Raw genomic sequence first — 12289 nt, 5'->3', positions numbered from 1 at the left:
GGGGCCGCCCTGTTTTACGCGCGTTGCGGGGGGTTTACTGATCCAGTCCACAGAGGGATCAGCTACCCAGGGGCGCGGGGAACTGCGCGACCAGCCACCCCGCACCCGCAGCCGGAAACGCGACGGCGGCCGCCCACACAGGGCAGCCGCCGTCGATCCAGCAGAGCGTTACGCCTTACGCAGACGGAACGTCAGAGAAAGCCCTTCGTCCACGAAAGCCTCTCCGAAGTTCTCGTCCCCCTCGCCCTGGGCGAAGTCCGTGGAGAGAACCTCCTCCGCGATGAGCCCGGAGTGCTCGGACAGGGCGGCGGCCACCGCGGGGTCAGTGGCCGACCACCGCAGCGCGATCCGGTCCGCCACGTCGAGCCCACTGTTCTTACGCGCTTCCTGGATCAGCCGGATGGCGTCCCGGGCGAGCCCCGCCTGCCGCAGCTCCTCCGTGATCTCCAGGTCCAGCGCCACCGTCGCACCGGAGTCGGACGCCACCGACCACCCCTCACGCGGCGTCTCCGTGATGATCACCTCGTCCGGGGCGAGCGTCACCGTCTCCCCGTCGACCTCCACCGAGGCCGTGCCCGCACGCAGTGCCAGCGACAGTGCGGCGGCGTCGGCGGCGGCGACCGCCTTGGCCACGTCCTGCACCCGCTTGCCGAACCGCTTGCCGAGCGCGCGGAAGTTGGCCTTGGCGGTGGTGTCCACCAGGGAGCCGCCGACCTCGGACAGCGAGGCCAGGGACTCCACGTTCAGCTCCTCGGTGATCTGCGCGCGCAGCTCCGGGCCGAGGGTGTCGAAGCCGGCCGCGCCGACCAGCGCGCGGGACAGCGGCTGGCGCGTCTTGACGCCCGACTCGGCACGCGTGGCGCGGCCCAGCTCCACCAGCCGCCGGACCAGGACCATCCGCTTCGACAACTCCGGGTCGACCGCCGACGGATCGGCCTCCGGCCAGGTGGAGAGGTGGACGGACTCGGGGGCGTCCGGGGTCACCGGCACGATCAGGTCCTGCCAGACCCGCTCGGCGATGAACGGGGTGATCGGCGCCATCAGCTGCGTGACCGTTCCGACCACCTCGTGCAGGGTGCGCAGCGCGGCCTTGTCGCCCTGCCAGAACCGGCGGCGCGAGCGGCGCACGTACCAGTTCGACAGGTCGTCCACGAAGGCGGACAGCAGCTTGCCGGCGCGCTGGGTGTCGTACGCCTCCAGCGCCTGGGTCACCTGGCTGGTGAGGGCGTGGAGTTCGGACAGCAGCCAGCGGTCCAGCAGCGGGCGGTCGGCCGGGGCCGGGTCCGCCTCGCTCGGCGCCCAGCCTGCGGTGCGGGCGTACAGCGCCTGGAAGGCGACGGTGTTCCAGTACGTCAGGAGCGTCTTGCGGACGACCTCCTGGATGGTGCCGTGGCCGACCCGGCGGGCCGCCCAGGGTGAACCGCCGGCCGCCATGAACCAGCGCACCGCGTCCGCGCCGTGCTGGTCCATGAGCGGGATGGGCTCCAGGGTGTTGCCCAGGTGCTTGGACATCTTGCGGCCGTCCTCGGCGAGGATGTGGCCGAGGCACACCACGTTCTCGTACGAGGACCGGTCGAACACCAGGGTGCCGACGGCCATCAGCGTGTAGAACCAGCCGCGGGTCTGGTCGATCGCCTCGGAGATGAACTGCGCCGGGTACCGGCTCTCGAACAGCTCCTTGTTCTTGTGCGGGTAGCCCCACTGCGCGAACGGCATCGAGCCCGAGTCGTACCAGGCGTCGATCACCTCGGGCACGCGCGTGGCCGTGTCGCCGCACTCGCGGCAGGGGAAGGTCACGGCGTCGATGTACGGGCGGTGCGGGTCCAGGCCGGACTGGTCGGTGCCGGTCAGCTCGCTCAGTTCGGCGCGGGAGCCGACGACCGTGAGGTGGTCGTTGTCGCAGGTCCAGACGGGGAGCGGGGTGCCCCAGTAGCGGTTGCGGGACAGCGCCCAGTCGATGTTGTTGCTCAGCCAGTCGCCGAAGCGGCCGTGCTTGACGGTCTCCGGGAACCAGTTCGTCTTCTCGTTCTCATCGAGGAGACGGTCCTTGACGGCCGTGGTGCGGATGTACCAGGACGGCTGGGCGTAGTAGAGCAGCGCGGTGTGGCAGCGCCAGCAGTGCGGGTAGCTGTGCTCGTAGGGCAGGTGGCGGAAGAGCAGGCCGCGCTCGGCCAGGTCCGCGGTGAGCTTCTCGTCGGCCTTCTTGAAGAAGACGCCGCCGACCAGCGGGAGGTCCTCCTCGAAGGTGCCGTCGGGGCGGACCGGGTTGACCACGGGCAGGCCGTAGGCGCGGCAGACCTTGAGGTCGTCCTCACCGAACGCGGGGGACTGGTGGACCAGACCGGTGCCGTCCTCGGTGGTGACGTACTCGGCGTTGACCACGTAGTGCGCGGGTTCCGGGAACTCGACGAGCTCGAAGGGGCGCTGGTAGGTCCAGCGCTCCATCTCGGCGCCGGTGAAGGACTGGCCGGCCGGCTCCCAGCCCTCGCCGAGGGCCTTCTCGACCAGGGGCTCGGCGACGACGACCTTTTCCGTGCCGTCCGTGGCCACGACGTAGGTGACGTCCGGGTTGGCGGCGACGGCCGTGTTGGACACCAGGGTCCACGGGGTCGTCGTCCACACCAGCAGGGACGCCTCGCCGGCCAGTGGGCCGGAGGTGAGCGGGAAGCGGACGTAGACGGAGGGGTCCACGACCGTCTCGTAGCCCTGGGCCAGCTCGTGGTCGGAGAGGCCGGTGCCGCAGCGGGGGCACCAGGGGGCGACTCGGTGGTCCTGGACCAGCAGGCCCTTGTCGAAGATCTGCTTCAGCGACCACCAGACCGAGTCGATGTACTCGGGGTCCATCGTGCGGTATGGGTCCTCGAGGTCCGTCCAGTAGCCCATGCGGGTGGTCAGCTCGGCGAAGGCGTCCGTGTGCCGGGTCACCGACTCGCGGCACTTGGCGTTGAACTCGGCGATGCCGTACGCCTCGATGTCCTTCTTGCCGGAGAAGCCCAGCTCCTTCTCGACGGCCAGCTCGACCGGCAGGCCGTGGCAGTCCCAGCCGGCCTTGCGGCCGACGTGGTAGCCGCGCATGGTGCGGAAGCGGGGGAAGACGTCCTTGAAGACGCGGGCCTCGATGTGGTGGGCACCCGGCATGCCGTTCGCGGTCGGCGGGCCCTCGTAGAACACCCACTCGGGGCGGCCCCCGGACTGCTCCAGGGTCTTGGCGAAGATCTTCTGATCGCGCCAGAAGTCGAGCACGGCGTGCTCAAGCGCGGGCAGGTCGACCTGGGCGGGCACCTGGCGGTACGTCGGCGCTGTCATCTGCGAGCATCCTCCAACGGAACTTGCTGCCTTCCGTCGGAGGGACGAGAGCTGATCGTGTCCACGCCGTGTGCGGCGCGCTCCCGCGGTACCACCCTCCTTGGCCCCCGCCGTGTGCCGCACGGCGGTGAGCCCCCTCATTGGGGTCACGAAGCCGGTTCTACTCGCCCTGACCGGGCTTTCCTCCGGCGGCTCCGGGGTGATCTTCACATCGCGCTCGCCACCGGGCTTCCACCGACCCCGGCTCGCTCTGGGCTGCGGTACGACGCTACTCGTCCCCATCCACGCTTCTCGCTCCGCCCAGTGTACGGCGCCGCGCGGACAGCGGCCGACCGAGTTTTCCACGGCGGGTCCGACCCGAATGGCGGCGGGCCCGGGGTGGCGGGTTACGGGCCGGGGAGGTGGGCACAACGGATGCAGGTCCGCTGCGCGGGGGGCGCGGGGCGGGCGAAGCGGGCGGCGTGCCCCGTTGCCGCGGGACCCAAGTCGATTTATCGTCCCAGCACGATTCGCCTGCAATCTCACATATGTGAAGGGGTCCCTGCCATGGTGGCGAAGAAGACCTCCGGCGGTTCGGCGGAAAGGGGGAGCGGGCGGGCGCGAACGGCTGCCGAGAGCGCGCTCCCGGAGAAGGCGCCACGCGAGGCCGCGGCCGACGAGCGGGCGGCTGCCGGCAAGGGCGCCCACGAGAGGAGTGCGGGCAGGAAGGCCGCCGCCGGCAAGGCTTCCGCCAGGAGGGCGGCGGCTTCCGGGGCCCCCAAGAGCGCCGCGCCGGTCCGCGAGGACGGCGCCGGGAAGACCACGGCGAAGACCACTGCGAGGAAGGCGTCCGCTGGGCGGGCGGCCGGCGAGAAGACGGGCGGCGAGACGGTGACTCCCAGAAAGACGGCCGCCGAGGCCACCGCCGCCGAGGCGGCTACCCCTCGGGGCACGACGGCCGGTAAGGCGTCCGCCAGGAAGACGGCCACCAAGAAGGCCGCCACGAAGAAGGCCGCCACGAAGAAGGCCGCCACCAAGAAGGCCGCCGCCAAAAAGACGGTCGCCAAGAAGACGGCACCCGAGAAGACGGCCACCAAGACGGCGGCCGAGAAGAGCACGGCCGAGAAGACGGGAGCCACGAGGGTGGTTGCGAAGAAGAGCCCTGCCACGGCCATGGCGGAGCAGGGTGCCCCGCCCGCGGCGCGTCTGGCCGCCGCCACACCCGGTGACCTGGCCGTACGGCCCGGGGAGGACCCCTGGACCCCCGAGGAGGTCGCCGAGGCCCGCGCGGAGCTGGCCGCCGAGGCGGACCGGCTGGACAAGGAGATCACCTCCTCCGAGGCGTCCCTGGTCGGCATGATGCGCGACTCGGCGGACGGCGCGGGCGACGACGAGGCCGACACCGGCAGCAAGAACATCACCCGCGAGCACGAACTCGCCCTCGCCGCCAACGCGCGCGAGATGCTCACCCAGACCGAGCGCGCGCTGGAACGGCTGGACGCGGGCACCTACGGCCTGTGCGAGAACTGCGGCGATCCCATCGGCAAGGCCCGCATGCAGGCGTTCCCCAGGGCCACCCTGTGCGTGGAGTGCAAGCAGAAGCAGGAACGCCGCTCCTGACCTCGGGGTCCGCTCTCCGCCGCCGTGGCGGGTGTGCCGTACGCTCTCCTCAGTCAGGCACCTAGGTTGAGGGACTCACGTGGCAGAGGCGGAGCGCATCATCGGTACGCCGGACACTCCGGAGGACAGGGGAGAGCGGGCCGAGGCCCCCGCGGCGCGGACCGGGCGCGGCCGCCGGATCGCCGTGCTCTTCGCGGTGGCCGTGTTCGCCTACGCCCTCGACCTCGGCAGCAAGCTGCTGGTGGTCGCGAAGCTGGAGCATCACGCTCCGATCCAGCTCGTCGGGAACCTGCTGGAGCTGCACGCCATCCGCAACCCCGGCGCCGCCTTCGGCTTCGGCGCGGCCTTCACGGTCATCTTCACGGTGATCGCGGCCGCCGTGATCCTGGTGATCATCCGGCTGGCCCGCAAGCTCTACAGCACCCCCTGGGCCATCGCGCTCGGCCTGCTGCTCGGCGGGGCCCTCGGCAACCTCACCGACCGGATCTTCCGGGCTCCCGGTGTCTTCCAGGGCGAGGTCGTCGACTTCATCGCGCCCCGCGGCTTCGCCGTGTTCAACCTGGCGGACTCCGCGATCGTGTGCGGCGGCATCCTGATCGTGCTGCTGTCCTTCAGGGGACTGGACCCGGACGGCACCGTCCACAAGGACTGACCGGCCCCGCACCGGTTTTCCACAGGCTCGTCCGCTGCCTTCTCACCCGTCCGGCATACTCGACGGGTGAGCACGATTCCCGAGATCCGAACCCTGCCCGTGCCCGACGGCCTGGAGGGCGAGCGCGTCGACGCCGCCATCTCCCGGATGTTCGGCTTCTCCCGCACCAAGGCGGCGGAGCTGGCCGCGGCCGGCAAGGTCCAGGTCGACGGCGCCGTGGTCGGCAAGTCCGAGCGGGTGCAGGGCGGAGCCTGGCTGGAGGTGGAGATGCCGCAGGCACCCGCCCCGGTGCAGGTGGTCGCCGAGCCGGTCGAGGGCATGGAGATCGCGTACGACGACGAGGACGTGGTCGTCATCGTCAAGCCGGTGGGCGTGGCCGCGCACCCCTCGCCCGGCTGGACCGGCACGACCGTCATCGGCGGTCTCGCCGCCGCCGGGTACCGGATCTCCACCTCCGGCGCCGCCGAGCGCCAGGGCATCGTGCACCGGCTCGACGTCGGCACCTCCGGGCTGATGGTGGTCGCCAAGTCCGAGCGGGCGTACACCTCGCTCAAGCGCCAGTTCAAGGAGCGCACCGTCGACAAGCACTACCACACCCTGGTCCAGGGCCACCCGGACCCGACGAGCGGCACCATCGACGCCCCCATCGGCCGCCACCCCCAGCACGACTATAAGTGGGCGGTCATCGCCGAGGGCAAGCCGTCGGTGACGCACTACGACCTGATCGAGGCGTTCCGCTCCGCCTCCCTGCTGGACGTGAAGCTGGAGACGGGCCGCACCCACCAGATCCGCGTCCACATGTCCGCCCACCGCCACCCCTGCGTCGGCGACCTGACCTACGGCGCCGATCCCACGCTCGCCAAGCGGCTCGGGCTGGAGCGGCAGTGGCTGCACGCGGTCCGGCTCGGCTTCGAGCACCCGGCGGACGGCCAGTGGGTCGAGTTCGAGAGCGACTACCCCGAGGACCTCAGCCGGGCCCTCGGCCGGGTCCGGGAGGAGACGTACGCGTGAGCGCGCCGTACACCGTCCGCGTCGCCGCCGACCCCGCCGAGCGCGAGGCGTGCTTCGCGGTCCGCCAGGACGTCTTCGTGGCCGAGCAGGGCGTCCCGCAGGACATCGAGTACGACGCGTTCGACGCCACCGCCGTGCACCTGCTGGCCATCGGTGAGGACGGCGTGCCGCTCGGCACCGGCCGGCTGCTGTACGGCGAGGCGGCCGCGGGCAAGACCGGCCAGGACGCCTCGGTGGGCTCGCTGGGCCGGCTCGCGGTCACCCGGCGGGCGCGCGGCCTCGGCGTCGGCGCGGCCCTGGTGCGGGCCGTCGAGGACGCGGGCCGTGACCTCGGTCTCACCGCCGTCGACCTGCACGCCCAGACCCAGGCCCTCGGTTTCTACGAGCGCCTCGGCTACACGGCGTACGGCCCCGAGTTCCAGGACGCCGGGATCGCGCACCGGGCGATGCGCCGCCCGCTCGGACCCGCGTAGGACTGCCGTCCCGAAGCGCCCGCTGATGTGCCATGAGGGGCGGGCGTGGCAGGCTGGAGGCTTGCGGTGATCGTTTAACCCCGGAGAGCGCTACGTGGATCAGCTGGCCCTGTTGTTCGTGATCCTGCTCGCCGCCCTGGTGAGCGTCCCGGTGGGTGAATACTTCGGGCTGCCCGCGCCGGTGCTGATGACGCTGTTCGGCGGGGTGCTCGCCGTACTGCCCTTCGTGCCCAACGTCGACATCCCGCCCGGCCTGATCCTGCCCGCGCTGCTGCCGCCCCTGCTCTACGCGGCCGTGCGGCGCACCTCCTGGCGGCAGTTCGCGGCGAACGTCCGGCCGATCTTCCTGCTGGCCGTCGCCCTGGTCTTCGTGACCACGGTCTGTGTCGCCGCGGTCGCCCACGCCATAGTGCCAGGTCTGCCGGTCGCCGCCGCCGTGGTGCTGGGCGCGCTGATCGCCCCGCCCGATCCGGTGGCCGCGACCGCCGTCGCCGGGCAGCTCGGGCTGCCGCGCCGCCTGGTCTCCATCCTGGAGGGCGAGGGGCTGTTCAACGACGTCACCGCCATCGTGCTCTACCACGTGGCCGTCGCGGCCGCGATCAGCGGTGAGTTCTCGCCCTGGGAGGCCGGGCTCGACCTGGTGCTCTCCGCGGTCGTCGCCGTCGCCATAGGCCTGGCCCTCGGCTGGGGCGCCAACAAACTGATGTCCCTGCTGGGCGACGCCACCCTCCAGATCGGCCTCACCCTGCTGGTGCCGTACGCCTCCTACGTGCTCGCCGAGGAGCTGCACGGCTCGGGCGTCCTCGCGGTGCTCACCACCGCCCTGTTCCTCGCCGAGTACGCCACCGACGCCGACGACGTGATGACCCGGCTGGCCGGGCACACCTTCTGGGACATCATCGACACCCTGGTCACCGGGGTCGCCTTCGGGCTGATCGGCCTCGAGATGCACAACGCCGTCCGCACCGCCTCCGGCCGCTGGGGCGAGCTGCTCGGCTGGGCGGCGGCGGTCGCTGCCGTCGTCATCCTGGTCCGGCTGCTCTGGCTGCTGCCGGCGACCTGGCTGACCAAGCGGCTGCACGCCCGGCGGAACATCGACGAGGAGATCCCGGTCGGCCGGCGCGAGACCGTGGTGATGTGGTGGTCCGGGATGCGCGGGGTGGCCTCGGTCGCGCTGGCCCTCGCCATCCCGCTCACCACCGAGGACGGCGGGCCCTTCCCGGACCGGGACGTCATCGTCTTCATCGCCTTCGGTGTGATCATCGCCACCCTGGTGCTCCAGGGACTCACCCTGCCCCGGCTGGTGCGCAGGCTCGGGGTGAAGGCCGACTCCGAGCGGGAGAAGGACTTCGAGAAGGATCTCGCCGTCCGCGCGACCAAGGCCGCGCGGCGCAAGCTGCGCGAGATCGAGCAGGTCGAGGATCTCCCCGAGGAACTGTCCGAGCAGATGCTGCGGCGCGCCTACGACATCGGCATCCGCATCAGCCCCGACATGGGCGAGGAGGAGCGGCGCGAGGCCCAGCGGAAGCGGGCCCGCCGCCTGAAGCGGGTGCGGCAGATCCAGTCGGAGATGATGAGCGCCGCCCGCCACGAGGTGCTCGCCGCGCGCAGTGAGCCGGGGGCGGACCCGGAGATCGTGGACCGGGTGCTGCGCCACCTGGACGTGCGCAGCCTGCGCTGAGCCGCCCCCGGCTCCCGGCCGGTCACCGGTTCAGAGCCGGCCGCCGCGCGGGAACTCGTACGCCTTGCGCAGGGTGCTGCGGTCGGGGGACGGGATCTGGTGCGGGGCGGGCACCGCCTCGGCCGTGTTGACGCGGGGCAGCGCGTACGCGTGCTCGGCGGACAGCCAGGCGATCATCCGCTCGCGCACCGTGACGCGCACCGTCCAGATGTCGTCCGCGTCCTTCGCGGTGACGAGGGCGCGCACCTCGATGGTGTTCTGGGTGGTGTCCGTGACCACCAGGCCGTACGCGCGGCCGTCCCAGGCCGGGCAGCCGCGCAGGATGTCGCGGAGCTTCTCCCGCATCGCCTCCACGGGCGCGCTGTGGTCGAGGTACCAGTAGACGGTGCCGGTCATCTGCGGGGTGCCCCGCGACCAGTTCTCGAACGGGCGCGAGGTGAAGTAGGAGACCGGCATGGTGATCCGGCGCTCGTCCCAGGTCCGCACCGTCAGGAAGGTCAGGGTGATCTCCTCGACGGTGCCCCACTCGCCGTCCACCACCACGGTGTCGCCGATGCGCACCATGTCGCCGAAGGCGATCTGCAGCCCGGCGAACAGGTTGGACAGCGTCGACTGGGCCGCGACGCCGGCGACGATGCCGAGGATGCCGGCGGAGGCCAGCAGTGAGGCACCGGCCGCGCGCATCTCCGGGAAGGTCAGCAGCATCGCCGCCACGGCGACCACGCCGACCGTCGCCGACACCACCCGCATGATCAGCGTCACCTGGGTGCGCACCCGGCGCACCCGGGCGGCGTCCCGGTGCATGCGCGCGTACCGGCTGTAGGAGGTCTCGACGACGGCTCCCGCGATGCCGATGAGCAGCCAGGCCGTCGAACCGATGAGGACGAGGGTGAGGGCCTGCCCGATCCCCACCCGGTGTCCGCGCAGCACGGTCAGCTGACCGTAGGAGCCTCTGAGCAGGGCGGTGAGCAGGACGAGCTGGTAAGGGACGCGGCAACGGCGCAGCAGACCCCACAGGGGGGTCTCGCCGTGCCGTTCGTCGGCCTTGCGCAGCAGCAGGTCGGTGGCCCAGCCGAACAGCACGGTGAGCGCGACGGCACCGCCGACCACGACCAGGGGCCGGATGACGTTCTCCATGAGGGGGAACGTAACCGCCACACGGCATCGTGAACCTGTGTGTTACGCCTCCCCCGGGTGGACGGCCCGCGCGGTAGGCGTCCTGACCTGGTGCGGCTGGCACCATGGGGGCATGAACATCATGCTCTTTCACTCGGCCTACGGGCTCACCCCCGCGGTGCGCGACGCGGCGGACCGGCTGCGCGCGGCGGGTCACGAGGTGTGGACACCGGACCTCTTCGAGGGCCGCACCTTCGACTCGGTCGAGGAAGGCATGGCGTACCAGCAGTCGGTGGGCACGGAGGAACTGCTCAAGCGGGCCGTGCTGGCCGTCGCCCCCTACTCCGGACGCGGGCTGGTCTACTCGGGGTTCTCGCTCGGCGGCTCCATCGCGCAGACCCTCGCCCTCGGCGACGCCGAGGCGCGCGGCCTGCTCCTCCTCCAGGGCACCTCGGACATCGCGCCCAACGCGCACGTGGACGAACTGCCGGTGCAGCTGCATGTGGCCGAGCCCGACCCGTTCGAGACGGACGACTGGCTGAGCGCCTGGTACCTCCAGCTGCGCCGCGCCGGCGCGGACGTGGAGGTCTACCGCTACCCCGGCGCCGGCCACCTCTACATGGACCGCGACCTGCCCGACCACGACGCCGAGGCCGCCGAGGCCACCTGGCGGGTGGCGCTCGGCTTCCTCGACAGCCTCTGGCCAGGCGCCTACACCGGGCTGTAGCTCCGCTCCACCTTCTGGGTGCCGCTGCGGGTGCGGTAAGAACGCGCCCAGGCCGACGTGGCGTTGGGGTTCGTACGGTCGGAGATCACGTAGTAGTCCATCTGGGCGCGCTCGGCGGTGATGTCGAGGACGCCGTAGCCGTGGCGGTCGGTGTCGACCCAGTGGACGTGCCGGTTGGCGGCCTGGATGACCGGCGCGGCGACGGCCGAGACGCTGCCCTCGGGCGCCCTCACGATGTCGTCGAGGTTGTCCGAGGTGAGCGAGGTGACCACGAACTCGGTGGCCGCCGACGCCGACAGCGGGTAGGTGCCCGCGTCGTGGGGCACGTCGTTGGCCCACGCCATGTGGATGTCACCGGTGAGGAAGACGGTGTTGCCGATGGCGTTGGCCCTGAGGTGGGCGAGGAGTTCGCGACGGTCGTCGGTGTAGCCGTCCCACTGGTCGGTGTTGACGCCGATGCCCTGCCGCGGCAGCCCGAGCAGCTCGGCCAGCGGCCGGAGCAGGTCGGCGGAGAGCGCGCCCACCGCGAACGGCGAGATCATCACCGAGTTGCCGACCAGCCGCCATCTGGTGTCCGACGCCTTCAGCCCGGCCTTCAGCCAGTCCAGCTGGGCCCGCCCGGTGAGCGTGCGGTCCGGGTCGTCGACCGAGCCGGAGGCGGCGGCCGCCTGCTGGGAGCGGAACGAGCGCAGGTCCAGGAGGGACAGGTCCGCCAGCTTGCCGAAGCGCAGCCTGCGGTACGTGGTGCCCGCCAGCGCCGGACGGACCGGCATCCACTCGAAGTACGCCTGCCTCGCCGCCGCCTGACGGGCCGCCCAAGTGCCCTCGGCGCCCTCGGTGTGGTTGGCGGCGCCGCCCGACCAGGCGTTGTCCGCGAACTCGTGGTCGTCCCAGATGGCGACGACCGGCGCGGCCAGGTGCAGCGCCTGGAGGTCGGGGTCGGTCTTGTAGGTGGCGTGCCGGACGCGGTAGTCGGCCAGGGTGAGGATCTCGTGCGCTGGGGAGTGCGGGCGGACGACGGTGCCCCGGGTGCCGTACTCGCCGGTGCCGTACTCGTAGATGTAGTCGCCCAGGTGCAGCCAGGCGTCCAGGTCGCCGCGGGCGGCGAGGTGGCGGTAGGCGGAGAAGTGGCCGGCCTCCCAGTTGGCGCAGGAGACCACGCCGAAGCGCAGGGATGTCACGGCGGCGTCGGGGGCGGGCGCGGTGCGGGTGCGGGCCACGGGGGACTCGGCGCCCGCGCCGGTGAAGCGGAACCAGTAGTCGGTGCCCGGCCGCAGGCCCCGGATGTCGGCCTTCACGGTGTGGTCGGTGGCCGCCGTGGCGGTGGTGGAGCCGGTGGCGACGACGTCGGTGAACGCCTTGTCGCGGGCGACGGTCCAGCCGACCTCGGTGTCCGGGCCGATCCCGGAGCCGGGCAGCGCCTCGGGCACGGGGGTCACCCGGGTCCAGAGCAGGACGCCGTCGGGCAGCGGGTCGCCGGAGGCGACGCCGTGGCGGAAGACGGGGGCCGCGGTGGCGGCGCGGGCCGGGAGGGCGGAGGCGAGCGGCCCGGCCAGGACGGCGGTGGCCGCCGCCGCCTTGACGACCGAACGGCGGCTGGGCGCAAGGGTGTTGCGGGCCGAAGCGGCCTCGACGGAGCTGTGTGGACTGGTCACGGCCGATCAGGCTACTGATCGGTATGCGCCAGGAGCGGGCGAACTCCGAGAGTTCGCCCGCTCTTCACC

At 72.0% G+C, this 12289-nt stretch carries 9 protein-coding genes; 6 read left to right on the top strand and 3 right to left on the bottom strand.

Features of this window, described 5'->3' with window-relative positions:
* Nucleotides 1-168: 168 nt before the first annotated feature.
* On the bottom strand, nucleotides 169-3306 hold the full coding sequence (ileS, locus tag ACFWN1_RS26685) for an isoleucine--tRNA ligase (protein WP_384366981.1): 3138 nt from the start codon (nucleotides 3304-3306) through the stop codon (nucleotides 169-171).
* 546 nt (nucleotides 3307-3852) lie between these two features.
* On the opposite strand from ileS, the gene ACFWN1_RS26680 reads away from it, so the two are divergent.
* The 5 genes from ACFWN1_RS26680 to ACFWN1_RS26660 all read left to right on the top strand — a co-directional run bounded on the left by ACFWN1_RS26680 (nucleotide 3853) and on the right by ACFWN1_RS26660 (nucleotide 8722).
* The gene (locus ACFWN1_RS26680; RefSeq protein WP_384366978.1) at nucleotides 3853-4905 is read left to right on the top strand and encodes a TraR/DksA family transcriptional regulator; all 1053 of its coding nucleotides are present in this window, start codon (nucleotides 3853-3855) and stop codon (nucleotides 4903-4905) included.
* Between the two features lie 79 nt (nucleotides 4906-4984).
* Nucleotides 4985-5557, top strand: a complete 573-nt coding sequence (lspA, locus tag ACFWN1_RS26675; protein ID WP_384366976.1) for a signal peptidase II — start codon at nucleotides 4985-4987, stop codon at nucleotides 5555-5557.
* A gap of 66 nt (nucleotides 5558-5623) precedes the next feature.
* Nucleotides 5624-6568 (top strand): RluA family pseudouridine synthase, encoded by a 945-nt coding sequence (locus ACFWN1_RS26670; RefSeq protein WP_384366973.1) that lies wholly within the window; start codon nucleotides 5624-5626, stop codon nucleotides 6566-6568.
* Nucleotides 6565-7041 (top strand): GNAT family N-acetyltransferase, encoded by a 477-nt coding sequence (locus ACFWN1_RS26665; RefSeq protein ID WP_384366970.1) that lies wholly within the window; start codon nucleotides 6565-6567, stop codon nucleotides 7039-7041. The genes ACFWN1_RS26670 and ACFWN1_RS26665 overlap by 4 nt, the downstream gene beginning before the upstream one ends.
* 94 nt (nucleotides 7042-7135) lie before the next feature.
* On the top strand, nucleotides 7136-8722 hold the full coding sequence (locus ACFWN1_RS26660) for a Na+/H+ antiporter (protein WP_384366967.1): 1587 nt from the start codon (nucleotides 7136-7138) through the stop codon (nucleotides 8720-8722).
* Between the two features lie 30 nt (nucleotides 8723-8752).
* On the opposite strand, the gene ACFWN1_RS26655 is transcribed toward ACFWN1_RS26660, so the two are convergent.
* Nucleotides 8753-9859 (bottom strand): mechanosensitive ion channel family protein, encoded by a 1107-nt coding sequence (locus ACFWN1_RS26655; protein WP_384366964.1) that lies wholly within the window; start codon nucleotides 9857-9859, stop codon nucleotides 8753-8755.
* A gap of 112 nt (nucleotides 9860-9971) precedes the next feature.
* On the opposite strand from ACFWN1_RS26655, the gene ACFWN1_RS26650 reads away from it, so the two are divergent.
* Nucleotides 9972-10565 (top strand): dienelactone hydrolase family protein, encoded by a 594-nt coding sequence (locus ACFWN1_RS26650; protein ID WP_384366961.1) that lies wholly within the window; start codon nucleotides 9972-9974, stop codon nucleotides 10563-10565.
* Here the strand turns inward: ACFWN1_RS26650 and ACFWN1_RS26645 are convergent.
* Nucleotides 10550-12220, bottom strand: a complete 1671-nt coding sequence (locus ACFWN1_RS26645; protein WP_384366958.1) for an alkaline phosphatase D family protein — start codon at nucleotides 12218-12220, stop codon at nucleotides 10550-10552. The genes ACFWN1_RS26650 and ACFWN1_RS26645 overlap by 16 nt on opposite strands.
* Nucleotides 12221-12289 lie beyond the last annotated feature (69 nt).

The organism is Streptomyces sp. NPDC058459 (genome assembly GCF_042721685.1).
Lineage (GTDB): Bacteria > Actinomycetota > Actinomycetes > Streptomycetales > Streptomycetaceae > Streptomyces.
This window is presented reverse-complemented; position numbering and strand designations above follow the sequence as displayed.